The sequence below is a fragment of the Asticcacaulis taihuensis genome, assembly GCF_900100255.1.
GTDB lineage: Bacteria > Pseudomonadota > Alphaproteobacteria > Caulobacterales > Caulobacteraceae > Asticcacaulis > Asticcacaulis taihuensis.
Genome location: NZ_FMTS01000006.1, coordinates 54,003 through 78,330 on the forward strand (window position 1 = coordinate 54,003; position 24,328 = coordinate 78,330).

The 24,328-nt window shown below is 58.7% G+C and carries 24 protein-coding genes; 18 read left to right on the forward strand and 6 right to left on the reverse strand.

Annotated features, from left to right (window positions below; genetic code table 11):
- Window positions 1-331 precede the first annotated feature (331 nt).
- From BLO49_RS14130 to hemE, 3 genes are read right to left on the reverse strand one after another with little or no spacing between them, the layout of a single operon-like run.
- Complete coding sequence (locus tag BLO49_RS14130) at window positions 332-787, reverse strand: CopD family protein (protein WP_090649841.1); 456 nt, start codon at window positions 785-787, stop codon at window positions 332-334.
- Window positions 784-1,809 carry a ferrochelatase gene (gene hemH / locus BLO49_RS14135; RefSeq protein ID WP_090649842.1) on the reverse strand — a complete coding sequence of 342 codons (1,026 nt, stop codon included), beginning with the start codon at window positions 1,807-1,809 and terminating at the stop codon, window positions 784-786. The genes BLO49_RS14130 and hemH overlap by 4 nt, the downstream gene beginning before the upstream one ends.
- A complete protein-coding gene (gene hemE, locus BLO49_RS14140) occupies window positions 1,806-2,846 on the reverse strand; it encodes a uroporphyrinogen decarboxylase (protein ID WP_090649844.1) in 1,041 nt (346 codons plus the stop codon). The genes hemH and hemE overlap by 4 nt, the downstream gene beginning before the upstream one ends.
- A 466-nt stretch (window positions 2,847-3,312) precedes the next feature.
- On the opposite strand from hemE, the gene BLO49_RS14145 reads away from it, so the two are divergent.
- The 5 genes from BLO49_RS14145 to dnaQ all read left to right on the forward strand — a co-directional run bounded on the left by BLO49_RS14145 (window position 3,313) and on the right by dnaQ (window position 7,077).
- The gene (locus BLO49_RS14145) at window positions 3,313-4,164 is read left to right on the forward strand and encodes a pyruvate, water dikinase regulatory protein (protein ID WP_090649846.1); all 852 of its coding nucleotides are present in this window, start codon (window positions 3,313-3,315) and stop codon (window positions 4,162-4,164) included.
- A 165-nt stretch (window positions 4,165-4,329) separates the two neighbouring features.
- Window positions 4,330-4,923 carry a Maf family protein gene (locus BLO49_RS14150; RefSeq protein WP_090649848.1) on the forward strand — a complete coding sequence of 198 codons (594 nt, stop codon included), beginning with the start codon at window positions 4,330-4,332 and terminating at the stop codon, window positions 4,921-4,923.
- Window positions 4,920-5,768, forward strand: coding sequence for a shikimate dehydrogenase family protein (locus BLO49_RS14155; protein ID WP_090649849.1), 849 nt, complete (start codon window positions 4,920-4,922; stop codon window positions 5,766-5,768). Before BLO49_RS14150 ends, BLO49_RS14155 begins: the two co-directional genes overlap by 4 nt.
- Window positions 5,765-6,364, forward strand: a complete 600-nt coding sequence (coaE, locus tag BLO49_RS14160; protein ID WP_090649851.1) for a dephospho-CoA kinase — start codon at window positions 5,765-5,767, stop codon at window positions 6,362-6,364. The genes BLO49_RS14155 and coaE overlap by 4 nt, the downstream gene beginning before the upstream one ends.
- 14 nt (window positions 6,365-6,378) lie before the next feature.
- Entirely contained in the window at window positions 6,379-7,077 is a 699-nt protein-coding gene (gene dnaQ, locus BLO49_RS14165; RefSeq protein WP_090649853.1) for a DNA polymerase III subunit epsilon, read from the forward strand.
- Here dnaQ and BLO49_RS14170 read toward each other — a convergent pair.
- Window positions 7,074-7,466: a response regulator gene (locus BLO49_RS14170; RefSeq protein WP_090649854.1), complete on the reverse strand. Its 393-nt coding sequence runs from the start codon at window positions 7,464-7,466 to the stop codon at window positions 7,074-7,076. The two genes, dnaQ and BLO49_RS14170, sit on opposite strands and share 4 nt — an antisense overlap.
- A 218-nt stretch (window positions 7,467-7,684) precedes the next feature.
- Window positions 7,685-8,173 (reverse strand): protein-export chaperone SecB, encoded by a 489-nt coding sequence (secB, locus tag BLO49_RS14175; RefSeq protein WP_090649856.1) that lies wholly within the window; start codon window positions 8,171-8,173, stop codon window positions 7,685-7,687.
- Between the two features lie 220 nt (window positions 8,174-8,393).
- On the opposite strand from secB, the gene BLO49_RS14180 reads away from it, so the two are divergent.
- Window positions 8,394-9,065: a Tim44/TimA family putative adaptor protein gene (locus BLO49_RS14180; protein WP_245679047.1), complete on the forward strand. Its 672-nt coding sequence runs from the start codon at window positions 8,394-8,396 to the stop codon at window positions 9,063-9,065.
- Window positions 9,062-10,207 carry an MltA domain-containing protein gene (locus BLO49_RS14185; RefSeq protein ID WP_245679048.1) on the forward strand — a complete coding sequence of 382 codons (1,146 nt, stop codon included), beginning with the start codon at window positions 9,062-9,064 and terminating at the stop codon, window positions 10,205-10,207. Before BLO49_RS14180 ends, BLO49_RS14185 begins: the two co-directional genes overlap by 4 nt.
- Here the strand turns inward: BLO49_RS14185 and BLO49_RS14190 are convergent.
- On the reverse strand, window positions 10,204-10,602 hold the full coding sequence (locus tag BLO49_RS14190) for an MAPEG family protein (RefSeq protein ID WP_245679049.1): 399 nt from the start codon (window positions 10,600-10,602) through the stop codon (window positions 10,204-10,206). The genes BLO49_RS14185 and BLO49_RS14190 overlap by 4 nt on opposite strands.
- Before the next feature lie 664 nt (window positions 10,603-11,266).
- On the opposite strand from BLO49_RS14190, the gene BLO49_RS14195 reads away from it, so the two are divergent.
- The 11 genes from BLO49_RS14195 to lnt all read left to right on the forward strand — a co-directional run bounded on the left by BLO49_RS14195 (window position 11,267) and on the right by lnt (window position 24,304).
- The gene (locus BLO49_RS14195; RefSeq protein WP_090649862.1) at window positions 11,267-16,123 is read left to right on the forward strand and encodes an NAD-glutamate dehydrogenase; all 4,857 of its coding nucleotides are present in this window, start codon (window positions 11,267-11,269) and stop codon (window positions 16,121-16,123) included.
- Between the two features lie 9 nt (window positions 16,124-16,132).
- Complete coding sequence (locus BLO49_RS14200) at window positions 16,133-16,486, forward strand: VOC family protein (protein WP_090649864.1); 354 nt, start codon at window positions 16,133-16,135, stop codon at window positions 16,484-16,486.
- 65 nt (window positions 16,487-16,551) lie between these two features.
- The gene (locus BLO49_RS14205) at window positions 16,552-17,118 is read left to right on the forward strand and encodes a NifU family protein (RefSeq protein WP_090649866.1); all 567 of its coding nucleotides are present in this window, start codon (window positions 16,552-16,554) and stop codon (window positions 17,116-17,118) included.
- Window positions 17,119-17,772 (forward strand): tRNA (adenosine(37)-N6)-threonylcarbamoyltransferase complex dimerization subunit type 1 TsaB, encoded by a 654-nt coding sequence (tsaB, locus tag BLO49_RS14210; RefSeq protein ID WP_090649867.1) that lies wholly within the window; start codon window positions 17,119-17,121, stop codon window positions 17,770-17,772.
- A 5-nt stretch (window positions 17,773-17,777) separates the two neighbouring features.
- Window positions 17,778-18,221: a ribosomal protein S18-alanine N-acetyltransferase gene (gene rimI, locus BLO49_RS14215; RefSeq protein ID WP_090649869.1), complete on the forward strand. Its 444-nt coding sequence runs from the start codon at window positions 17,778-17,780 to the stop codon at window positions 18,219-18,221.
- A 53-nt stretch (window positions 18,222-18,274) separates the two neighbouring features.
- A complete protein-coding gene (locus tag BLO49_RS14220) occupies window positions 18,275-18,688 on the forward strand; it encodes a Fur family transcriptional regulator (protein ID WP_090649870.1) in 414 nt (137 codons plus the stop codon).
- Between the two features lie 172 nt (window positions 18,689-18,860).
- Window positions 18,861-20,210: a tRNA (N6-isopentenyl adenosine(37)-C2)-methylthiotransferase MiaB gene (miaB, locus tag BLO49_RS14225; RefSeq protein WP_090649872.1), complete on the forward strand. Its 1,350-nt coding sequence runs from the start codon at window positions 18,861-18,863 to the stop codon at window positions 20,208-20,210.
- Window positions 20,210-21,184 carry a PhoH family protein gene (locus BLO49_RS14230; protein ID WP_090649873.1) on the forward strand — a complete coding sequence of 325 codons (975 nt, stop codon included), beginning with the start codon at window positions 20,210-20,212 and terminating at the stop codon, window positions 21,182-21,184. The genes miaB and BLO49_RS14230 overlap by 1 nt, the downstream gene beginning before the upstream one ends.
- Before the next feature lie 100 nt (window positions 21,185-21,284).
- Window positions 21,285-21,773, forward strand: coding sequence for an rRNA maturation RNase YbeY (gene ybeY, locus BLO49_RS14235; protein ID WP_245679050.1), 489 nt, complete (start codon window positions 21,285-21,287; stop codon window positions 21,771-21,773).
- Window positions 21,733-22,644 (forward strand): hemolysin family protein, encoded by a 912-nt coding sequence (locus tag BLO49_RS14240; RefSeq protein ID WP_245679051.1) that lies wholly within the window; start codon window positions 21,733-21,735, stop codon window positions 22,642-22,644. Before ybeY ends, BLO49_RS14240 begins: the two co-directional genes overlap by 41 nt.
- Complete coding sequence (gene lnt / locus BLO49_RS14245; protein WP_090649875.1) at window positions 22,637-24,304, forward strand: apolipoprotein N-acyltransferase; 1,668 nt, start codon at window positions 22,637-22,639, stop codon at window positions 24,302-24,304. The genes BLO49_RS14240 and lnt overlap by 8 nt, the downstream gene beginning before the upstream one ends.
- Window positions 24,305-24,328: the final 24 nt, after the last annotated feature.

The following is a 24,328-nucleotide window of genomic DNA, read 5'->3' on the forward strand; positions in this document are numbered from 1 at the left end:
AATACGCGCAAGTTAAAAGCCAAGGCTTTTGCCTTGAACTATTGCGATGGTATCCCCAGCCCATTTTAGCTTAAACGCTTGAAAAGGCTTATAAATGTCAAATGAAGTGGCAGTTCCACAGAACGTGGCGCCATCAGGACGGCTGTTAAGTGCAGCTTAAGTCGGTTGCGATAACTACACCAACACGGCCCATCGTCAAGTTAATCCTTATGGGGCGTGGGGTCCGCGACCCCACAAACCTTGTCTTATTCTTTCTATTTCCCTGCCCAAAGGGCCGGAAAATAGAAAGAATAGGGAAGACTTGGGGCCACAGGCCCCAAACCCCATAAGCTTAATTTTGCCAGAACTGCAAGGTCACTGCCAGGACCATGATGATGGCCAGCACGAACGGAATTTCGTTGATCTTGCGCCAGAAGCTTTCCGTGCCCATCGGCTCACCCCGTTGGAGCTTCTTGAAACGCACTGCCAGGAAATGATGATAGCCAGTGATCCCTACAATCCCCAGTTCCTTCACCACAAACCAAGGCTCCCAAAAGAACTTCCAGCCTTCCATAAAACGAACGTGGTAGACGATCAGACAGGTGCCGAACAGCCAGACCGCGATCATGGCCGGGTTCATGATCAGGCGCAGTAGATTGCGCTCCATCACCTTGAAGACATCGGTCACGGCCGTCACTTCGGCGTTCTTGATATGGTAGATGAACAGCCGCGGCAGATAGAGAAGCCCGGCCATCCAGGCAATTACCGCCAGGATATGCAAACCACGAAAGAGATCATACCAGTTCACGCAGCACCTCTTTTCGGACAGAAACTGTGACACTTGCCGCAATTATGATCGCCTACCACACGGTCACCAGAACCAATGGCCTTCAGCACCTCATCATTCAGTGCCTTGATATATGAGGCATTTACCCCCAGGGCCGGCAGGCGGATATAGTCCTTCACGCCCGATGCCGCCGCCAGATGGGCATATTCAATATCCAGTTCCACCAGGGTCTCGATATGCTCGGAGACAAAGGCAATCGGCACCAGGATGATCGATTTGCCATCGGCGCCCGCCTTCTGGATGCTGGCATCCGTCGAGGGCCCGATCCATTTCATCGGCCCGACCCGGCTCTGATAACAGATGCTGTGTTCGATCGGATTACCGAGCCCGGTCATGATTTTCGCCACGCAGGATTCAACCTGCGCCTGATAGGGATCGCCCCGCGCGATGATACTTTCCGGCAGGCCATGCGCGGAAAACAGCAGGCGATAATGTCCTGGCTGTTTCAATGTGCCGATCTTTTCCTGGATAGCATCGACATGCGCCTTGATGAAATGGGCATTGTCCGAATAGCAGCAGACCGAGGTCACCCTGGCCTTGCCGGCATAAACCTTCTGGAAAGCTTGAAAAGAGGACAGGGTCGTAGTCGAGGAAAACTGCGGATAGAGCGGCAGCAGCACAATCTCATCCGGTCCCCAGGCGTCGATTTCCCGCACTGTGTCTTCGATGAAGGGATGCCAGTAGCGCATACCGATAAACACCTTGGCTTCAATACCCTTGGTATTGGCGGCGATATAGGCTTCCAGCGCCTGAGCTTGCGCCTCCGTTTCCTTCAGGATCGGTGAACCGCCACCCATATGAGCGTAATTCTTTTTGGCTGAGGGTGCGCGCCGGCTGGAAATCAGGGAGGCCACGCCCTGCCTGACACCGAAAGGCAGGTTGATGATATTCTTGTCGGCGAAGAGATTATAAAGAAAACCCTGCACGTCTTCGGGGTTTTTCGGTCCACCCAGATTGAACAACAATACCGCTATGCGCTTCATTCGCCTCTGATCCGCTTGAGCGCCTGCTCGACATGAGCCATGGGCGTATCCGGGAAGATGCCGTGGCCCAGATTGAAGATCAAGGGCCCCTGCCCCCAGCTTTCGAGAATAAGATCGATCGCCCGGTCCAGTGCCTTGCCGCCGGAACGTAATACCACTGGATCGAGCGCGCCCTGGATCGGCACCTTTTTCTGTAATTCGACGCCCAGCTTCATCGGCGTGGCCGTGCCGAGCCCCATGCCCTGCACCGGCACCTGATCGGCATAATCATGACAGCGGGCTTCGGCGCCGCGCGGGAAACCGATGATCGGCAGGGTGACACCCAGTTCCCTCACCCGCCGGATCAGGCGAATTTGCGGCTGGATGATCAGGCTGTCGAAATAGGGATCAGGGAACCCTTCCGCCCAGCTTTCAAATATTTTCAGCACCTGCGCACCATTATCGGCCTGCATCTTCAGATACTGCGCCGACGCCTCGATCACGATATCCGTCAGATCGAGCACTTTCTGATAATCGTCATAAACGAAGGCCCTGATGAGACTGCGATCGTGAGCCTTCTTGCCGTTCAGCATATAGGTCATCACCGTCCACGGCCCGCCGCAGAAACCGATCAGTGTTGTCTCCGCTGTTAGCTCCGCTTTCACACGCGCGACCGTCTCACCGACATTTTTCAGTGCTTCTCCCGCCAAGCCGGCTTTTTTCCGCATGGCGTCCAGCGCCGGCAGTTCGCCCAGCACCGGCCCTTCACCCACCGCGAAAGTCAGATCCTGACCCAGAGCCAGGGGAATCATCAGAATATCTGAAAAGAGAATGGCGGCGTCGAAACCATAGCGTCTGATCGGCTGCAAGGTGGCTTCGGCCGCCTTCTCCGGTGTCAAGCAGAAATCCACGAACCCCTTGGTCGTCGCTCGCAACTCCCGGTATTCCGGCAGATAGCGCCCTGCCTGACGCATGAACCATACCGGAGGCACCTTAAGCGTTTGGCCGTTGAGAACCGCCAAAACCGATGAATGTATGGGTGCCTGAGCGAGAGCCATGAGTCAACCTGTGTGAAACCGACCTTCCCTTAGCCCTAATCTAAATAAAAAGAAAAGAGTTTGTAGAAGGTTATAGGGCCGGGGACAGTGCGCAAAAGTGTCGCAGATTTCGCCGGATTCACGGGTTTTTCACATGCCATCCGGAATGGTTAATCCTTCATTAACAGCCCTGTGAATGACTTGGATAATTAACCAAATATTAGTATTGCTTAAAAAATTCTTAATACGATGAAGCGAGTTTGTGTGAATGGTTAATGAAGAATTAACTTACGCACAGAGAGCCATAAGAATTTCATACAGAACGGGCGGGAGTCGATAAGCATCGGGTAAATACACGGGTTTTGCACGCTTTCCCCCGCCCTTGCGGCCCTTTGCGAATTATCGGATGATTGTCCACGACTGACTCCGACTTATACAGTCGCCTTATCCCCAGTTCGGCACACAGATTTAATTTTACAGGCTTTCCATGTCCTCCCCCTCAGCCAAGATCGGCAGCTATTTCCACGTTCACCTGGTGTCGGATTCCACCGGCGAAACCCTCAATGCTCTGGCCAAGGCGGCGGCGGCGCGTTTTGAAGGCATCCTGCCGATCGAGCATATCTATGTGCTGATCCGCTCGGAAAAGCAGTTGGAGCGTGCCCTTGTGGAAATCGAGAGTTTTCCGGGGATCGTGCTGCATACCATGGTCGATATGGAATTGCGGACTGCCCTGGAGGCGCGGTGCCGCGAACTGGATATGCCGGCGATCGGCGTGCTTGATCCGCTGGTGGTGGCCTTCTCGCGGCATCTCGGCGCGGCGGTTTCCAAGCGGGTCGGCGCCCAGCATAATCTCGACAATGAATATTTCGAGCGCATAGAGGCGCTGAACTATGCCATTGCCCATGATGATGGCGCGGCGGCCGACCGGGTGAAAAATGCCGATGTAGTGCTGGTGGGGGTAAGCCGCACATCTAAGACGCCGACCTGCATCTATCTGGCGCACCGCGGCATCAAGGCGGCCAATATTCCGCTGGTGCCCGGCCGGGGTCTGCCGGAGGAACTGGACGATATGAATATCCCGCTGGTGGTGGGCCTGATCGCTTCGCCGGAACGGTTGATCTCGATCCGCAAGAACCGCCTGCTGACCCTGAATGACGACCGGCCCTCTTCTTATACCGATACCGAAGCCGTGCGGCAGGAGATTATCGCCGCGCGCCGGCTGTTCGAACGCAAAGGTTGGCCGGTGATCGATGTGACGCGGCGCTCGATCGAAGAAACCTCGGCGACGATTATCAGTTTGCTGAATGAGAAGCGAACGGGGAGGCTTGGAGGGATTTGAAGATGTGGGGTCGCGGACCCCACACCCCGTAACGCGATAGGTGGATAATTACATAATACTAAAAAAGTCGGGGCTTAAGTGCCCCGGCTTTTTTAGTATTAGCGACTAAACACCGTCGTGTTATGGGGTGCAGGGGCCCCCGCCCCTGCAACTTCAAAGACCTTCATGACCCAGCTTATCCTCGCCTCCGCCTCCGCTTCTCGTTCCGCGCTCCTCACCGGCGCCGGTCTGTCGCACACCAAAATTCCGGCCCATCTCGACGAAGACGCCATAAAGGACGAATGCCTGGCGCGTGGCCACAGCCCCAAATCTGTGGCGCTGAAACTGGCCGAGGCCAAGGCCCTGCATGTGTCCGGCCGAAATGCCGGCCTTGTCCTCGGCGGCGATCAGGTGCTGCAACTCGAAAACGACCTGATCAGCAAGTCACATGATCTCGATGAAGCCCGCGCCCTGCTCAGGCGCATGAGCGGCAAGGTCCACTATCTTCACGCCGGTATGGCCCTGGCGGAAAATGGCCAGATCGTCTGGTCGAATGTCGAAACTGCCGAAATGACCGTGCGTCCGTTGACCGATGAATTTATCGATACCTACCTGGCGCAGACCGGCGACAAGATCCTTTCCAGCGTCGGCTGCTATCAGCTCGAAAGCGAAGGCGTACATCTGTTCGAAGCCATCCGCGGCGATTACTTCACCGTGCTGGGTCTCCCGCTCCTCCCGCTTCTGGCGCAACTGCGCAACCTAAAGGTGATTGCAGCATGAAAAATACCCTGCCTACAGGTGCGGCCATGGTGGCTGGTGTGGTCGGCCAGCCGATCCATCATTCCTTAAGCCCGTTTCTGCATACCGCCTGGCTGCGCGATCTCGGCCTGAATGGTGTTTATGCGCCTTTCAGCCCGAAAGATGAACATGGTTTCGATCGCCTGATCCTCTCCTGCCGCTCCAATGGCATCAAGGGCCTGAACGTTACCGCCCCTTTCAAGGCACAGGCCCTTTCCCTGGCCGATACGATTTCCGATACGGCTAAAAAAGCCGGCTCAGCCAATCTGCTGACCTTTGATGATGACGGTTATATCCATGCCGATTCCACTGATGGTCATGGCCTGCTGCGCGCCTTTGAACTTCAGGCGCCGGAGTGCGATCTGACCTCGGCGCCGGTAGCGATCATGGGCGCCGGCGGGGCCTCTCGCGCCGTGGTCGCGGCCTTGCTCGATAAGGGCTGCCCGGAAGTGCGTATCATCAATCGCACCCTGGCCCGCGCCGAGGAATTGGTCTTCGCTTTCCAGACCGGTGTAACGGCTTTTGACCTGACCCAGGTGGCCCGCGCCTTTGAGGGCGCCATCGCCGTGATCAATGCGGCATCCGGCGGTCCGCATCCGTTGTTTGAAGGCTTGAGTGAAAACGCCGCCGTCATGGATATGACCTACCGGCCGCTGAAAACCGCCTGGTTGCAGGCGGCGGAAGCGAACGGCCTCAAAACCGTCGATGGCCTCAACATGCTGATCGAACAGGCGCGCCCCAGCTTCAATGCGTTTTATGGCGTCGCGCCACGCGCCGACTTCGATATCCGCCGTCTGGCCTTGGACTTCCTGGGTGAAACGGCATGATCACGCTCGGCCTGACCGGTTCCATCGGCATGGGTAAATCGACCATCGCGGCCATGTTCGCCGACGAAGGCGTGCCGGTATGGGATGCCGATCTGGCCGTCCACAGGCTCTATGCTGAATCCGAACCGCTGAAAACGAAGCTGGTTGAAGCCTTTGGCGATATCCTGACCGATGGCGTGGTCGACCGGGTGAAACTGTCGGCCGCCCTGAAAGGCGAGGCGGCCAGTTTTGAAAAGCTGGACGCCATTGTCCATCCGGCCACCGTGGCGGACCGAAACCACTTTCTGGCCGAACACGCTGACGCGCCCCTGGTCGTCGCTGATATTCCCCTGCTCTACGAAACCGGAGCAGAGGCCTCTCTTGACAAGGTTGTGGTGGTCAGTGCGCCGGCCGATGTCCAGGCGGCGCGCGTGCTGGCGCGCGCCGGCATGACCGAGGCCAAGTTCGAGGCTATTTTGGCGCGCCAGATGCCGGACGCGGAAAAACGCGCACGGGCGGATTTTATCATCGACACCTCGAAAAGCCTGGACGACTGCCGCGATGCCGTGCGGTTGTTGATTGAAAAACTGACCTCTTTACAAGATACCCCGGCTTAAGCCACACACAGATCATGGCCCTAGAAATCGTACTCGACACGGAAACCACCGGCATTGACCACCGCAAGGGTCACCGACTGATCGAAGTCGGCTGCATCGAGATCGAAGACCTGCTGCCCACCGGCCGGACCTATCACCGCTATATCGACCCGGAACGGGAAATCGAGGCGGATGCCATTCGTGTTCACGGCATCACCAATGAAATGGTGCGTGGCAAGCCCAAAATGGCCGAGATCTGCGACGAACTGCTGGAGTTCATCGGTGATCGCAAGATCATAGCGCACAATGCGTCGTTTGACCGCGGCTTTATAAATATGGAGCTGGAGCGGCACAGCCGCCCCTTCCCGCCGGACCACCAGTGGATCGATACACTGGAAATGGCCCGCCTGAAATTTCCGGGCGCGGCCAATTCGCTGGATGCCCTTTGTCGGCGCTTCAATATTTCCCTGGCCGAGCGCGATTTGCACGGCGCCATGATCGATGCCCGCCTGCTCGCCAGTGTCTATCTCGAATTGCTGGGCGGCAAGGAACGCGGGCTCGATCTTGAAATGGCCGGCGCACGGGCCAGTGCCGCGGCCACGGCTAACCACACCGGCTATGCACCGCGTCCGCGTCCGCTGGCTTCACGCGTAACGGCTGCAGAAGCCGAGGCGCATGAGGCGTTTGTCAAAAAATACCTGAAAGATAAGGCGCTCTGGCCAACCAATGTTTAAGCGGCCTTGCGTCCGGAGCGCAGCAGCCACAACATATCTTCGAGCACATGCGGATCGACCGGCTTGACCAGGTGCAGGTCGAAACCGGCGGTGGCGGTTTTTCGGCGCATCTGTTCATCCCCCCAGCCGGTCTGGGCGATAATCTTGACATGCTTCAGGTCCGGCATGGCGCGCAGGGCTTCGCAGACCTGAAGGCCGTCCATGCCGGGCATACCGATATCCAGCAGGATGACATCGGGTCGGAAGTCCGCCGCCAGTTTCAGGGCGGTCCTGCCATCGTGACAGCTTTTGACCGTGTCGCCGAAGAGTTCGACCGTCCAGTGCAGGGTATCGGCGGATGCCTGGTTATCATCAACGACCAGAACACGCAGGGTAGAATTCTCAGACATGGGTAAGGACAGGCTTCAACTGGCGGATCTACGCGGGGCGTCCCTTTACCGCGCATGATATAAAAAATCGCTGTGGCTTTACCGCGGACGCAAAAAAGCCCGGCGTTACCACCGGGCTTCTTTAATATTTCCAAACGTTTCAGCATTTGGCAAGCGCAAGGCGCGCCCGAGCCTTTGTGAGGTATCTCTTATGCAAAGTGGCTTGATCGCCTAAGCGATCAAGCTTGCCCAACCGTCTGCTGCGACTGGATATTGCCCTTTTGCTGGAGATACAGCGCGCCGAAATCGATCGGATCGAGGAAGAAGGGCGGGGTGAAGCCGCCGTCGGCCGTGGCATCGGCGATGATGCGGCGGGCGAACGGGAAGAGATAGCGCGGGCATTCGACGAGCAGGGTGGGCTCGATCATCTGTTCGGGAATATTGCCGAGCTGGAACAGGCCGCCATAGACCAGTTCGATGGCGAACATCGGGCCTTCGGGCGTCGAGGCTTTCACGGTCAGCTTGATATCGACTTCAAACATGCCATCCGGACGACCCTTCGCGCTCATTTCAACGCCGAGATCGACTTCCGGCCGCGAATCCATGCGCAGGGAATTGGGCGCGCGGGGGTTCTCGAACGAGAAATCGCGGATGAATTGCGCCAGAACCTGCATTTGCGGGGCGGGCGGTTGTTCGGGGGTGCGCTCGGGCGTGAAGGCGTCAGACATAAAAACAGGCTCCGGTAATCGAATGTGTCGGGGTGGAAAACGGCCGCACCCGACATGTGTGGAAATGCGACTATCAGATAAGAAAATTTTAAGCAATCAAACGAAGAGTTCCGTTTCCTTAAACTTATCCTATATAGTTACCATCCGGGCGCCCGAAAGGCGCCCATATGTGGCTGCCGGCCCGAAAAAGCCAGATTCGAAAACAGAAGAGACGTTTCCCGTGAACACCCAAGTGATAGCCCTCGTTGTTTTTGCCGTGCTGGCTGTGGTGATCCTGTTGCAGCTTTATAATGTGCTGGGTCGCAAGACGGGTTTCCGTCCGGAAGAAAAGCCTGCGGGCCCGAAGGGTGAGGAGCTGGATGCCGCCGTGCGCGCCGAGCGCGTACCGGAGGGGATGCGGATGCCTAATCTCGAAACCCTGAAGACGCGCGACGTCAATTTCAACGAGATCAACTTTCTGGAAAAGGCACGCGAAACCTATGAGCAGGTGGTGATTGCCTTCCATAAGGGCGAACTCGATCCAATCAGGGAACGGCTGTCGGAACGCGTATTGACCAGTTTCCGTGATGCCATTGGCCTGCGCACCGGCGCGCCAAAGGATACGGTCAGTTTCGTCGATACGCCCAAGGCCGATCTCGACCTGATCGATTTCAAGGAAGACCTGGCGCAGATCCGTGTCCGCTTCCTGTCCGAACTGGCCTATGAAGAGGTGGTTGTACCGGATGAGGCCACGGATGCCGCCGTGCCGGTCACGACACCGGATAAAAAATCAGAGCCGGCCAAGCCGCACCGTACCTATAAGCGCACCGCCGAATACTGGACCTTCCAGAAGGTTATGAAAAACCCTGCCAATCCCTGGCTGCTCACCAAGGTAGAGGCGGCCAAGGCGTGAGGCTGAGGTCAGGTTTTGCACTTGGCCTGCTGGCCTTGCTGGTGGCTGCCTGCGCCGAAAGGCCGGTCACGCCGCCGGTGGTGACACCGCCGAAGACGCCCGAAACGCCGCCGGTCTACCTGCCGACGCCCGTGCCGGAAGGTGCGCGCCTGTCCGACCTGCCCGGCTGGGAAAACACAGATCCGTTTATCGCCATCGAGGCCCTGCGTGCCACCTGCCAGTATAAAAAGGGCCGCCAGTACGCTCCTGTTTGCGCCGACATGGCCCGGCAGGATTTCGAGACGCCGCAGCAGATCATGGCTTTCCTCAACGTGCATTTCCGCGTCGAAAAGGTTGAAGGACAAGGTTTACTGACCGGCTATTTCGTGCCGGATTATGACGCACAACTGACGCGGGACGCGGAGTTTTCGCAGCCTGTGCGCACAAAACCCGCCGATCTGGTCTATGTGCCGGGGTCGCAGATGACGCCGGCTTCCTCGGCGCCCAAGGTAGCGGCGCGCCGGCTGGGCGATCTCTACGTCCCCTACTTCACCCGCGCCGAAATCGAGCAACTGCCCGCAACCGCGCAATACTACATGCGGCCGGAAGATTATTTCTTCATGCAGCTTCAGGGGTCGGGCTTCCTTGATCTGCCCGATGGCAAACGTGTTTATGCCGCCTATGCCGCCGATAATGGCTGGCCATTTGTCGGTATCGCCAAGACTTTGACTGAGCGCGGAATCCTCGACAAGACGCAGACCTCCGGTGACAATATCCACGCCTGGCTGGCGGCGCATCGCGGGCCGGAAGCCACCGAGATCATGAACGCCAATCCGCGCTACGGCTTCTTTGCCATCCAGCCGGACCAGACCGAACCGGTCGGCGCGTCGGGCCTGGCGCTGCCTTCGGGATCGGCCATCGCCATTGACCCGACGCAGAATGACATGGGCGACCTGTTCTGGATCGATGCCGATGCCGGCGCCCTCAAGGATTCGTTCCCGGCCTATCAGCGCATGGTGGCGGCGCTCGATACCGGCGGGGCGATCAAGGGCAAGATACGGGCCGACCTCTATGTTGGCCACGGCCAGCACGCCGGATCGGAAGCCGGCCGCATCAAGCACACCCTGCGCATGTGGCGGCTGGTGCCCTACACGGGCGGCTAAAACCTAAAGGCTATTCGCAGGGCATCAAAACACAAAAGGCCCAAAACGCCCGAACTCGCCAGAAACAGGCAGAAGCGGATGGTGGTGATATTGGCCGTCGATTGCACGATCGAATGAATGATCCGCAGGGCGACATAGAGCCAGGCGAGATATTCCATGCCTGGATTGGACAGGCCGCTCAGGAAAATACCGAGACACAGCGCGTAAAACAGGGTCGGCTGTTGCATAAGGTTGTTGTAATTGTCGGCGGCCCATTGCGCCTGGGGCGGCATCTGGCGGATGGCCTCGCCGCTTTGCAGGCGGGCTTCCGATATGGCGTAGCGGACAAGCGCTGGCAGCCTGCGGACATAGAGCCAGACAAGCATGATCATCGACCAGGCAACAAGCGCGAGCACGGGTTGTATCATAGTGCCTGCAACCTAACCGCCAAAAGCTAAATTAAGATTGAATAACGCGGCATAAACCATAATGGCCGGTCATGTTTTTTAACCGCGCGAACACGCATTTCACACATTTCCCGCACAGAACTGTGATATCCGGACCACTGGTTATAACAGGGTCGAAATGGTAAAAGTTGATCCGTCATCCAGGATCAAATGGGTGGCCCGCCGGTATCAGGCTATGCCCCGCCCGGTCCGTGCGGAAAGGTCAAAAACGAGAGGCTGCGCACCATCCCCCCGGTGCGTCGGCCACGAACCGAGACGCAAAGGCCCCTTCCCCCCATAAAGGGTTTTTGCGCCAAAGCCGCCAGTCCCCGCCGGATTGGCGGCTTTTTATTGCGCACAATGAATGCGAGGCCCGCGCCGTTTGAGCGCATGCCGGACGCAAAGCGTCCGGCAAGCACAAGTGTGCGTCCGAGCCGATGCGAGGAGGCCCGCGCCGTTTGAGCGCCAATAAAGTGATCACAAAATCCCGTTTCCAGGGCAACTTTGTAGTGAAACCGTTGCGGGCTTTTGTTAAACAATGCGTCGCATACTCCGGCTCCAGCTCGGAGCCTATAATAATGAACCGTGAACCGGCGCCACCCGGCACTCGCGGTCAGGACAAGTGGAAATACATATGGACACGCTCACGCCCGGCGAAAGCCAATCCCCCTCGAAAGACGCCTTGATCAGGGCGTTCATAGCCAGCCGGGGAGCGAAGGATTTCCTCAGGCTTGACGAATGTGAAAAAAGCTTCCTGACCCAGATACTTGAAGATTTCGACGCGGACGAACTGCCGGGCCTCGACGCCGGTGATCTCAATCGTGTTGTTGACGGCTTCTGGCAGTATGGCGGCCGGCGCGATGGCGCCCAGACCCTGCGGCGCATCATGCCGGTGCTCGATGAAGCGGGCCAGCCGACAGCCTATGACGCAGTCGAGATCGTCCAGGGCGACTCGCCATTCATCGTCGAAACCGTGATGGGCGAACTGATCGACCAGGGGGTTTCGATCCGGTCGATGTTCCATCCGGTGGTGACCACGCACCGTGATTTCGACGGCAACCGCAATAAGGCGGGTGATGACTCGAAAGAGTCGATGATGCTGGTTTTCATCGAAAGACAGAGTGCCGATCGGCACAAACAGATACTGGAAGGCATTGACCAGAGCCTGAACGACCTGAAGCTGGCGGTGCGTGACTTCCCGCGAATGCAGAAGCTTCTGGCCGATGAGATCGAGGCGCTCGAACGCCAGCGTGGTAATCCCGGCATTGATTCCGCGACCCTGGAAGAAAATCTCGCCTTCCTGCGCTGGATCGACGAAAACCACTTCGTCTTCCTGGGCGCCCGCGGCTATGCCTATCCGCGCGCTGATGACGGATCATATGCCCGCGAGGAGCCGCTAAACCAGATGCAGGAAGGGTTCGGCGTATTGCGTGACGCTAACCGCGCCGTTCTGCGCCGCTCAAGCGAGCCGGCGGTTCTCAGCCAGCAACTGATGACGCAACTGGAAAGCTCAGAGCCGGTGACAGTGGCCAAGGCCAATCTCAAGTCCCGTGTCCACCGCCGGGTTTATATGGATTATATCGGGGTGAAGCGCTATGGCCCCGACGGCAAGGCGTCCGGTGAGGTGCGTTTCGTCGGCCTCTTCACCTCTGAAGCCTATGACCGGCCAGCCTTCGAGGTGCCGCTGGTGCGCAAAAAGGCCGAGCATGTGCTGCATGAGGCGGCGGCGCTGGGTCTCCAGGGCGGTTATAATGAAAAGCGCCTGAAGAACATCGTCGAGACCTATCCGCGCGACGAACTGTTCCAGATGACGGAGCAGGATTTGCTGCGCATCGCCCGCGGCGTGCTGCACCTGAGTGACCGGCCGCGGGTCAAGCTGTTTACCCGTACCGATCCGTTCGACCGTTTCATTTCGGTGATGCTCTATATTCCGCGCGAAATTTACCAGTCGCGGATGCAGAAACAGGCCGGGGATATCCTGGCCGCCGCGTGGTGCGGCCGGGTTTCGGCGTCCTACAGCTATATCTCGGATTCGCTGCTGTCCTGCATCCATTATATTATCGGCGTTACCCCCGGCGATCACTTCGATCCCAATATCGCCGATGTCGAGGCCGATATCGAGAACATTACCCGCACCTGGCCGCAAAAGGTTGAGGCGCAGGTGACGCGGCAGGAAACGGCGACGAAAGGTCTCGACTGGATGACCTGGGCGGCGGCTTTCCCTGCCGGCTATCAGGATCGTTATACGCCGGCCGAAGCCGTAACCGATTCAACGGTTCTTAGCGCGCTTGCGGTGGATGCACCGGTCAATGTCCGGGCCTACCAACGTCTGGAAGATGCGGAAAACATCTTCTGCTTCAAGCTCTACACGCGCGCCGAAAAAGCCATTCCACTGTCGGATATCCTGCCGGTTCTCGGCAATATGGGCCTGAAGACGCTGGAGGAATACGGCTATCACGTCCGTTCGGAAGCGATCGGCACCTACTGGGTGCATGAATTCATCCTGAAGCTGCCGCGCGGCCATGCCGGCGCTTTCGCCGATTTCCGCGATGAATTCGAGCAAACCCTGCTGGCCTTGTGGTACGGCCGGACCGAGGATGACGGTTTCAACGCCCTCGCCCTGACCGGGCAATCCTGGCGTGAGGTGGCCCTGTTGCGCGCCTTCTGCCGCTATCGCGTCCAGTCGGGACTCGATCCGAGCCCCGATATCCAGCAGGCGGCCCTGCGCGAAAATCCTCAGGTGGTCGAGGCACTGCTGGCGTTGTTCAATGCCAAGTTTGCCTTGGGTGGCGGCGATGCGAAGCTGCGCCTGACGGCGGTGGAAGCCGCCACGCAAAATATCGATACCCTGCTGCAAAAGGTCGCCAGCCTTGACCATGACCGCGTTTTGCGCCGTCTGGCCGCTCTGATCGGTGCCATGCGCCGCACCAACTATTTCCAGAAGGACGCCGCGGGTAACGACAAGCCCTATATCTCCTTCAAGGTCGCCAGCCGTGAACTGGCCGACCTGCCGGAGCCCAAGCCCTACCGCGAAATCTTTATCTGGTCACCGGGTGTCGAAGGCGTCCACCTGCGCTTCGGACCGGTGGCGCGCGGTGGTCTGCGCTGGTCCGACCGCAAGGACGATTTCCGCACCGAGGTGCTGGGGCTGGTCAAGGCACAGCAGGTAAAGAACGCGGTCATCGTGCCGGTTGGCTCGAAAGGCGGCTTCTTCCCGAAGAAACTGCCTAAAAACGGCACGCCGGACGAGGTGAAAAACGCCGCCATCATCGCCTACAAGACCTTCCTGTCGGGCCTGCTCGATCTGACCGACAATCTGGACGGCAAGGGTAATATAATTCCGCCGGCCGATGTCATCCGCTGGGATGATCCCGATCCGTATCTGGTCGTCGCCGCCGACAAGGGCACGGCCACCTTCTCCGATATCGCCAATGGCGTCTCGGCGGATTATAATTTCTGGCTGAGCGATGCCTTCGCCTCGGGCGGATCGGTCGGTTACGACCACAAGGCTATGGGGATTACGGCGCGCGGTGCGTGGGAAGCGGTCAAGCGCCACTTCCGCGAAATGGGCAAGGATATCCAGTCGGAAACCTTCACGGTAGCGGGCGTCGGCGATATGTCGGGCGATGTCTTCGGCAACGGCATGTTGCTGTCGGAAAAGACGCTTCTGGTCGCTGCCTTCGATCACCGTGATATCTTTATCGATCCTAACCCCGACCCGGCCAGATCGTTCGCCGAACGCCAGCGCATGTTCGCCCTGCCCCGCTCAAGCTGGCAGGATTACAACAAGAATCTGATCTCGAAGGGCGGCGGGGTCTTCCCGCGCAGTCAGAAATCGATCCCGCTGTCGCCGGAAATCAAGGCGTTGCTCGATCTCGATGCCAATGAAGTCTCGCCGTTCGAGCTGATGCAGGCCATTCTGAAGGCGCGCGTGGAACTGCTCTATTTCGGCGGCATAGGCACCTATATCAAGTCACCGGCGCAAGGTCATCTCGATGTCGGTGACAAGGCCAATGACGCCATCCGTATTGATGGCAATGAGGTGCGCGCCAGGGTGATCGGCGAAGGCGCCAATCTCGGTGTCACCCAGGCCGGGCGGATATCTTGCTCCGAAAATGGCGTACGGCTCAATACCGATGCCATCGATAATTCCGCCGGTGTCGATTGCTCCGATCACGAGGTCAATATCAAGATCCTGCTCAGCCAGGTCATCGCCTCCGGCAAGCTGAAAGCCGAGGCGCGTGATGACCTGCTGGCCAGCATGACCGATGATGTGGCGCGCCATGTGTTGAAGCACAATTATGACCAGACCCTGGCCCTGTCACTCCAGGAAGCGACGTCTGCCGCGGACAATAGCGCACAACAAGCCTTCATGTCCGGCCTCGAAAAGCGCGGCCGTCTCGATCGCAAGGTCGAGGGCCTGCCATCCAATTCCGCACTCGAAGCGCGCAAGGCCGGCGGCCACGGCCTGTACCGCCCGGAACTGGCGGTCATCACCGCCTACGCCAAGCTGGTTCTGTTCGATGATATCGTGGCCGGAGATGCGCCGGATGATGCCGGGCATGAACCGGTGCTGGTGCGCTATTTCCCGCCGGCTTTGCATGGCTATACTGATGCCATCCGCAAGCACCGCCTGCATCGTGAAATCATCGCCACGGTGATTAGCAACGAAATCGTCAATGTCTGCGGACCGAGCTTCGCCATGCGCCTCACCCACGGCGCCGGGGTCGATACATCGGCCCTTGTGCGGGCGTTCGAGGCCACGCGTCAGTTGTTCGGCATCAATTCGCTGTGGAGCGCGGTCAATGCGCTTGACAATAAAATACCGGCAGAGGCGCAAACCGCGCTTTACAGCGATCTGGCCAGCTTTGTCCGCCACCAGACCTACTGGATCGCGCGACGTCATGCCGGGCAAACGGTCGATCTGGCCACCATGCTGAAGCCGTATGCGGAAGGGGTCTCAAACCTTCTAGTCCAGGGGGATGCGGCCCTTACCGCTGCCACCAAGGCCCGTCTGGCCGATCGCGTGACCGAGCTGGAAGCCCAGGGTTGCCCGGCCGACCTGGCGGCGCGGATCACGCGCCTCAGCGCCTTCCACCATGCGTCGGATATCATCGACCTGGCGACGGAAAAGAAAAAGCCGCTCGACAAGACGGCCGAGCTTTATTTCCTGACCGGCGCGCATTTCGGTTTCGATGGCTTGCAGGCCGGCGCCGGCAATCTGGCCTCACATGATCCGTGGGACCGCATGGCAACCCGCCGTTTGATCGAGGATGTGCTGTCCGAGCAGAAAACGGTGGTGAAGACTATGATGGCCCGCATGTCGCCGTCGGAAAGCCCGGCCCAGATTATCGAGAACTGGGAAGCCGAGAACAAGACGCTGATCGAGCCCTTGCAACAGATGATGGCCGATATGGAAACCGGCGGCTGGAGTTTCGCCAAGCTGACCATCGTCAATGCCCTGCTGCGCGAATGGGCAGCGAAGCTGTAGAGACCCATTATGCTGTTAAGCCTGACGCCAATGCTGCAAACCGAGAGTATCCCGGAAACCAAACAATGGTATGCCGAGGCGCTCGGATTCACATGCGTTTCCAGGCCGGATGACAACTGGTGCCATCTTGTGAAAGACAAGGTCGAACTGATGTTCATGACAAATGATCATCTGGGAAAACCCCAAGCCACAGCGACGCAATATATTGTCGTCGACGATGTCATGGTGCTTTATGACGATATCAAGCACAGGGTGACAGTCGAATGGGGGCCGGAGCGTATGTCTTACGGCATGTTGGAGTTCGCCATCAGGGACAATAATGGCTATCTGCTTAGTTTTGGCCAGGATATCAGCAGACCTTAACAAGCCTCTTGTCTTGGCGGCGCTTTAGGCCCATTTACGGCTCAGTTATTGCTTAAGGCGCCGCCATGTTTATCCAGACCGAATCCACTCCCAACCCCGATGTCATCAAGTTCATCCCCGGCGAGGCCGTGCTTGATACGGGAACGAAGGAATTTCGCACGGCCGAAGACGCTAAGGCTTCGCCTCTGGCCGAAAGCCTGTTCGCGCTCGATGGCATCGTCGGATTGTTCTTCGGCAATGATTTCCTGACCGTGCGTCGGTCGCCGGACTCGGACTTGATCTGGGCCCAGCTCAAGCCGCCGATCCTGGCCGCTATTATGGATTTCTATTCCAGCGGCCAGCCGATTCTGCGCGAAGTCACCACCAAGGATGACATCGTCTATGAAGGCGAACTCGGTCAGATCGTCGCCGAAATCAAGGATCTGCTCGATACCCGCGTCCGTCCGGCCGTAGCGCAGGATGGCGGCGATATCGAATTCGACCGCTTCGATCTTGAGTCCGGCACGCTCTACCTGCATATGCGCGGCGCCTGTTCCGGCTGCCCATCGTCTTCGGCCACCCTGCGCCAGGGCGTCGAAAGCCTGATGAAGCACTATGTGCCGGAAGTGAAATCCATCGAGCAGGTGCTGTAATTGGCTCTGCGACTGGTCATCGATACCTCGCTGAACGCCTGCGGCCTGGGGCTGTTTGACAGCGAAACCTGTCTGTTTGACATCACCGAGGGCATGACACGCGGCCAGCAGGAACGTCTGCCGGTCATGGCGCTGGAAGCCTTTCACGCGACGGGGATCAAGGCCAGGGATCTGAACCTTATCGCCGTTACCTTAGGGCCGGGCTCCTTTACCGGCGTCCGGGTCGGCCTGTCCTTCGCCAAGGGTTTGGCGACGGGCGCGGGCGTGCCGTTGAAGGGCATCGGCACACTGGAGGCGCTCGGTCGTCATGCGAACTTGCAAGATAAAACCCGTCTGGCGGTGGTGAATGGCGGCCGTGGGCAGATTTACGTCCAGCGCTTTCCCCTCGGCGCCCCGGTTACACTCGATATCCATGCACCGGAAGCCATCACGGAATTTGCCGCCGCGAACTCGGTCGATACTCTTACCGGTCCGGCCGCCGCCCTGCTTTCCGGCTATTGGCCCAAAGCGGATGAATTCCCCCAAACGTGGCCATCGCTTGACGCCATTTCAAACCTGGCCATAGATGCGGGCCACGATGATTTGACCCCGCTCTATATGCGCGAAGCCGATGCCATTGCCTCGACCCGCGGTATTATCAGCCTGAACGCCTGACGCTTATGACCCTGATCCGCCAGCTTGACGCGCCGTCCATGCAACTGGAGCACATCCATACGCGGTGTTTCGATTATGGCTGGAGCGAAGGGGTTTTCGCTGACCTGCTGATCAAGCCGCATCATCGTACCTATGTGTTCGAGGTTGAGGGTGAGATTGTCAGCTTCGTGGTGGTGACCGTGGTGGCCGGCGAGGGTGAGATCCTGACCATCTGCACCGATCCGGATTTCCAGAAGCGCGGCCTGGCGCGGATGCTGCTTCAGCAGGTCATCAAGGCCCTGCGTGACGAGGGCGCGGAATCGCTGTTCCTTGAGGTCGCCATCGATAATCCGGCGGCGCTGCGCCTCTATGAAAGTGTCGGTTTCAAAAAGACCGGCCGGCGGAAAGCCTATTACAGCCGCAAGGACAAACCACCGGTGGACGCCCATATCTTGAGGCTTGCGCTCTGAGACGCAACACCATACATTTGCGGGACTTTTTGCCTATACCGGAGCTTACGGCCATGGACCGCATAGAACAACAATGTATCGAAAAAGGTATGCGAATGACCGACCAGCGCCGGGTTGTGGCGCGCGTTTTGTCGGCGGCCGAAGACCATCCGGATGTCGAAGAGCTGTATCATCGCGCCGCGGCGGTTGATCCCAACATCTCGCTGGCGACGGTTTACCGCACGGTGCGCCTGTTTGAAGAGGCCGGTGTGGTCGAGCGACATGATTTCGGTGATGGCCGTTCGCGCTATGAAGAAGCCGGCAGCGAGCACCATGACCACCTGATCAATATCAAGACCGGCCAGGTGATCGAGTTCTTCGATGCCGAAATCGAGAAGATGAAGGAGGCCCTGGCGGAAAAGCTGGGCTACAAGCTGGTCGGCCATAAGCTGGAGCTTTATGGGGTGCCATTGGGGGAAGAGAAGTAAGATTGCAGGAGGCACAGCCTCCTGCACCTCGGAACCTATTCTTTGAAAATAACAAAAAACCGGGCCCAAGGGTCCGGTTTTTTGTTATTATTAAGGACAAGTTCTGGGGTGCAGGGGTCCGAGACCCCTGCAACTTATTGCTTTTTCCCCAATGAATCCCCATAACGCCCTCATGAACGATCACGTCCCCTTAAAGAAGCTCCACATCAAGACTTACGGCTGTCAGATGAATGTCTATGACAGTGAGCGCATGGTGGATATCCTGCGGCCGCTGGGCTATGAGGTCTCCGACAAGGCCGAGGGGGCCGATCTGGTGCTTCTGAACACCTGCCATATCCGTGAAAAGGCCGCCGAAAAGGTCTATTCGGAGATTGGCCGCCTGCGTGAAATGCGTGAGGAAAAGGAAGCGCGCGGCGAGGGCCGCATGACCATTGCGGTGGCCGGCTGCGTGGCCCAGGCCGAGGGCAAGGAAATCATGCACCGTGCCCCGGCCGTCGATCTGGTGGTCGGTCCGCAGGCTTACCACCAGTTGCCCGAACTGATCGCCCGCACCCACCGGTCCAAGGGCGAACGCCTCTCGGCCGATTTCGCACCGGAAGCCAAGTTCGACGCGCTGGCGGTGGATCGTGAGGTCTCAGGCCCGGCCGCTTTCCTTACCGTGCAGGAAGGCTGCGACAAGTTCTGCACCTTCTGCGTAGTTCCCTATACGCGTGGTGCCGAATGGTCGCGCCCGGTTGCTTCTATCCTCGATGAGGCGAAAGCCCTGGCAGCCAAGGGGGTGCGCGAACTGACCCTGCTGGGCCAGAATGTCAATGCTTATAACGGTCTTGATGCCGATGGTAAGGAATCGACCCTGGCGAAGCTGATGTACGCCCTGGCCGATATCGAGGGCATCGATCGTCTGCGCTATACCACCTCGCACCCTAACGACATGGGGCAGGACCTGATCGATGCGCACCGCGATCTCCCGGCCATGATGCCTTATCTGCACCTGCCGGTGCAGTCAGGGTCAGACAAGATTCTGCGCGCCATGAACCGCAAGCACGGCCGGCAAGCCTATTTCGACCTGATCGATCGCATCAAGGCGGCGCGCCCGGACTTGGCGCTTTCCGGTGATTTCATCGTTGGCTTCCCTGGCGAGACCGACAAGGACTTCGAGGATACGCTCGACCTGATCCGCCGCGTCGGTTACGCCTCGGCCTTCTCGTTCAAATATTCGCCGCGTCCGGGTACGCCTGCCGCCGGTATGCCCGGTCAGGTGCCGGATGACGTGGCCGATGCGCGCTTGCAAACCCTGCAGGCTCTGATCATCGAACAGCAGCAGGCGTTCAAGGAAAAGCTGATCGGCCAGACGTTGGACATCCTGTTTGACAAGCCGGGCCGTCTGGCGGGTCAGGCCATTGGCCGCTCGCCCTACCTGCAATCAGTATTCGTAGAAGACGCCGCTCATCTGATCGGCCAGATTCACAAGGTGAAAATCATCGCCAACAGCAATAACAGCCTGAAAGGTGAACTTGCCTGATGGCCGCGGTGAAGGACGATTTTATCAGCCTGACTGACCCCTGTGTTCTGGCCGTTGTCGGGCCCTCGGAGCGCTACCTCGCCATGATCGAAGGGGCCTTCAAGGTGCTGGTCGAAATGCCGGGCGGTGGCCTGGTCATCTCCGGTGATGCCCGTGCGCGCCAGAAGGCGAAGGCGATGATTGTGGCCCTGGCCGATATGTACGACCAGGGCGTCGATATCGCCGAGGCCGATGTCCGACGCCTGATCAACCAGCCGCAATTGACGGGCGGTAAGTCCGAAAAACTCCAATCCGCCGTACCGCTCGATCAGCGCAATACCATCGTCATGGGCCGGCATGGCGCCATCGCCGCGAAAACCGCCGGCCAGGCGGCCTACATCCATGAACTGACGACAAACGACCTCGTCTTCGCGCTGGGGCCGGCAGGCTCCGGCAAGACCTTCCTCGCCGTTGCGCATGGCGTTTCGCTCCTGCTCAAGGGGGCGGTGGACAAGCTGATCATTACCCGTCCGGCGGTCGAGGCCGGCGAACGGCTGGGTTTCCTGCCGGGCGATCTCAACGAGAAGATCGATCCGTACCTGACGCCGATCTGGGGCGCGCTGGATGATATTCTGGGGCCGCAACTGCTCGCCAAGAAGCGCGAAACCAGGGAAATCGAGGTTGCGCCGCTGGCCTATATGCGCGGCCGAACGCTCTCCTATGCCTATGTCATTATCGACGAAGCTCAGAATACGACGCGGATGCAGATGAAGATGATCCTGACCCGCCTCGGTGAAGGCTCGAAAATGGTCGTCACCGGCGATCCCTCGCAGATCGACCTGCCCAACCGGGGTGACAGCGGTCTGGTCCATGCCGTTCACCTGCTCGATCAGGTCGAGGGTGTCGGCAAGGCCGAACTCAAGGCCGAGGATATTGTCCGTCACGCACTGGTGGCGCGCATCGTCCGGGCCTATGATAATGAGTACAAGAGCTGATGGCGAAGATTGTTGAAAACAATATTCGCCATCAAGCGCCCGACTGGGCGCCGGTGACGTTTCGCCGCCCCCGCGGAGCATCGAACGCAGTGAGATTGGCGTGAGCGAAAAAATTGAACCCTTGATTGACATAGAGGTCGAGGCAGACGGCTGGCTCGATGCCCTGCCCGATGTCCAGGAAGTCGTTCAAACCGGCATATTGGCGGCGCTCAACGCCGTTAATGTGACCGAACAGACCGATATTGTTGTGCTGCTGTGCGATGATGCCGAGATGAAGTCGCTCAACAAGGAGTACCGCCAGAAAAACGCGCCCACCAATGTGCTGTCCTTTCCCGCGCCGAAAATGAAGGGCATGGCGCATCTGGGCGATATCGCGCTTGGGCTTGAAACCTGTGTGCGTGAGGCCGAGGAACAGCGGAAGACACTGAAAAATCACGTCCTTCATCTCTCTGTCCATGGCGCTTTGCATTTATTGGGTTATGATCACATGACCGATGAAGAGGCGGAAGAGATGGAAAATCTCGAACGCGATATTCTGAAAAGCCTCAATGTCGCCGATCCTTATGGACCTGAACATAGCCATGGCTGAGCCAGACGACGCGCCCCGCAAGTCTTTTCTATCCTTTTTCGGGATCGGGCCGAAGCCGGCGGAAAAATCCGGCCTCGACTCCACCGAGAGCGAAAACAGCGCCGCCGCCGCGGCCAATTTGATCGATCATGCCCGCGCCTTCCAATCCCTGAGCGTCGCCGATGTCATGACGCCGCGCGTCGACATCGTCGCCATCGAGCTGTCGAGCACCCTGGCCGATGTCGTACGCATCTGCGTTGAAAGCGAACACTCTCGCCTGCCGATTTACCGGGACGGCCTGGATGATCCGGTCGGCGTGGTCCATATCAAGGATGTCCTCAAGCTTCTGGCGCCGGAACCGGGCCGTGCGGCGCCGAACTGGGCCGAACCGGTGCTGCACCGCCTGCGCCGTGAACTGCTTTATGTCCCCTCTTCCATGACCACGGCCGACCTGATGCTGCGGATGCAGGCCCAGCGTATCCATATGGCGCTGGTGATCGATGAATTCGGTGGCACGGATGGCCTGGTAACGCTCGAAGACCTGATCGAAGCCGTGGTCGGCAATATCGATGACGAATATGACGAGGCCGGCGATGAGGAAATGCGGGAGCTTCCCAATGGCCAATATGAAATCGATGGCCGCGTCGAGCTGGTGACGCTGGAGGAAAAGCTCGGCCTCCAGCTTTACCCGGAAGAATCCGAGGAAGAAATAGATACCCTCGCCGGTCTGGTGGCGGTGCTGGCGGGGCGTGTGCCGCAGCGCGGCGAGGTCGTGCCCTATGCCGATGCCGGTTTCGATATCGAGGTGCTCGATGCCGATCCACGCCGCATCAAGCGCCTGCGCCTGCATCGCCGGCTGCCGGCGCCCGATGTAACGTCCGCCGATGACTAGGCTGGCCGCTTTCCTGAAACACCCGTTTCTGGCGCCGGTGGTCACCTTCATGGGCGATCCGCGCAAACGTCCGCGTATGCTGGCGGCGATATCCGGCCTGCTGATTGCCTTCGCGCAGCCGCCCTTTGGCTTCCTGCCGGGTCTGCTCGGTTATGGCCTGCTGCTCTATGCGCTGGAATATCATCTTGGTAACTGGCCGAAACGCACCGCCTTTTTCATGGGCTGGCTGGCTGGTTTCTGTTACTTCCTCGTCTCGTGCTTCTGGGTGGCGGAAGCCTTCCTCGTCGATGCCGAAACCTATGGCTGGATGGCCATTCCCGCTGCCACGCTGTTGCCCGCCGGGATCGGCCTGTTCTGGGGCGGATTCGCCGTGCTTTACCTGAAGCTGGTGCCGAAGGGCTGGATAAGATTTGTTTTCTTCGCGGCCCTGTTCTCGATATTTGAGATGACGCGCGGCATGGTGCTTTCGGGCTTTCCGTGGAATCCGGCAGGCTCGACCTGGAAGGCCGGCAGCGCCATGTCGCAGATGGCGGCCTATGTCGGGGTCTATGGTCTGGGTTTCGTTACCGTGCTGGCCTTCTCCAGCGTCGGCGTGATCCGACGCGGGAAAGGCGCTGCGGGTTATGCCCCGGCGATTTTCGGCGCCCTGGCGCTTCTGGGTTGTTTCGGCGTCGGTCAGACGCGACTGATGACCACCCATATCAGCGATACCGGTTATGCTATCCGCTACGTGCAGCCGGCGATCAGCCAGGCCGCCAAGTGGGATAATGCCAATTTCAGCCACCTGTTCTTTTCCTATATCGGTCTGAGCAAGGCCCCGCCGAAACCCGGTCATCGCGCACCGGACCTGATCATCTGGCCGGAAGGCGCGCTGCCGATCATGTGGGAACAACTGATGGACCCGCGGACGGGTACGGTCGAGGACATGGCCGATCTGCTGACCGACGGCCAGTCCCTGCTGATCGGCACCTCCCGCGAAGACGGCGAGACCCCGGCGGGCAAGCCCATCTACCGCAATTCGATGCTGGCCCTGCACCGCCAGAATGGCCGCACACGCATCATCGGGTCATATAATAAGTTCAAGCTCGTGCCGTTCGGCGAATTCACGCCTTACCAGGATATCCTCAATCCGCTCGGCATGTCGGCCCTGACGCATTTCGATGACAGCTTCACGCCCGGCGAACGCACACGGCCGCACAGTTTTCCCGGCATACCGAGGGTTTTGCCGCTGATCTGCTACGAGGGCATATTCCCGGCGCTGGACATGACCAGTTACGGACCAAACGACATAATGCGGCCCAAATGGATCATTAATATCTCCAATGACGCCTGGTTCGGCCCGACGACAGGGCCTGTGCAGCACCTTAACCTCGCCAGCTTCCGCGCCATTGAGGAAGGTCTGCCTATGGTCAGATCAACCCCCACGGGAATATCGGGCGTCATTGATCCCCTGGGAAGAGTTGTTCCGGGCACTGCAATAGGTTTAGGTGTAGCGGGTTACATGGACGTAACTTTACCGGGCGAGGCAAATGTTACCGCTTTTGCACAACAGAGGTATGCCTATCCAGTGTTTGCTGTCCTGCTTTGCTTGGGACTGATTGTTTTCGGCGGGACTTTTTCTATCGGAAACCGGCCTTTTTCTGCGAAAAAAAGAGCCTGAATGCAAAAAGAGATAGCCCAAAGT

Bases quoted from the DNA above. Each gene is read 5' to 3' on its own strand.
- hemH (WP_090649842.1), bottom strand. From the start codon at position 1,809: ATGAAGCGCATAGCGGTATTGTTGTTCAATCTGGGTGGACCGAAAAAC.
- hemE (WP_090649844.1), bottom strand. From the start codon at position 2,846: ATGGCTCTCGCTCAGGCACCCATACATTCATCGGTTTTGGCGGTTCTC.
- BLO49_RS14145 (WP_090649846.1), top strand. From the start codon at position 3,313: ATGTCCTCCCCCTCAGCCAAGATCGGCAGCTATTTCCACGTTCACCTG.
- BLO49_RS14150 (WP_090649848.1), top strand. From the start codon at position 4,330: ATGACCCAGCTTATCCTCGCCTCCGCCTCCGCTTCTCGTTCCGCGCTC.
- BLO49_RS14155 (WP_090649849.1), top strand. From the start codon at position 4,920: ATGAAAAATACCCTGCCTACAGGTGCGGCCATGGTGGCTGGTGTGGTC.
- coaE (WP_090649851.1), top strand. From the start codon at position 5,765: ATGATCACGCTCGGCCTGACCGGTTCCATCGGCATGGGTAAATCGACC.
- dnaQ (WP_090649853.1), top strand. From the start codon at position 6,379: ATGGCCCTAGAAATCGTACTCGACACGGAAACCACCGGCATTGACCAC.
- BLO49_RS14170 (WP_090649854.1), bottom strand. From the start codon at position 7,466: ATGTCTGAGAATTCTACCCTGCGTGTTCTGGTCGTTGATGATAACCAG.
- secB (WP_090649856.1), bottom strand. From the start codon at position 8,173: ATGTCTGACGCCTTCACGCCCGAGCGCACCCCCGAACAACCGCCCGCC.
- BLO49_RS14195 (WP_090649862.1), top strand. From the start codon at position 11,267: ATGGACACGCTCACGCCCGGCGAAAGCCAATCCCCCTCGAAAGACGCC.
- BLO49_RS14200 (WP_090649864.1), top strand. From the start codon at position 16,133: ATGCTGTTAAGCCTGACGCCAATGCTGCAAACCGAGAGTATCCCGGAA.
- BLO49_RS14205 (WP_090649866.1), top strand. From the start codon at position 16,552: ATGTTTATCCAGACCGAATCCACTCCCAACCCCGATGTCATCAAGTTC.
- rimI (WP_090649869.1), top strand. From the start codon at position 17,778: ATGACCCTGATCCGCCAGCTTGACGCGCCGTCCATGCAACTGGAGCAC.
- BLO49_RS14220 (WP_090649870.1), top strand. From the start codon at position 18,275: ATGGACCGCATAGAACAACAATGTATCGAAAAAGGTATGCGAATGACC.
- miaB (WP_090649872.1), top strand. From the start codon at position 18,861: ATGAACGATCACGTCCCCTTAAAGAAGCTCCACATCAAGACTTACGGC.
- BLO49_RS14230 (WP_090649873.1), top strand. From the start codon at position 20,210: ATGGCCGCGGTGAAGGACGATTTTATCAGCCTGACTGACCCCTGTGTT.
- BLO49_RS14240 (WP_245679051.1), top strand. From the start codon at position 21,733: ATGTCGCCGATCCTTATGGACCTGAACATAGCCATGGCTGAGCCAGAC.
- lnt (WP_090649875.1), top strand. From the start codon at position 22,637: ATGACTAGGCTGGCCGCTTTCCTGAAACACCCGTTTCTGGCGCCGGTG.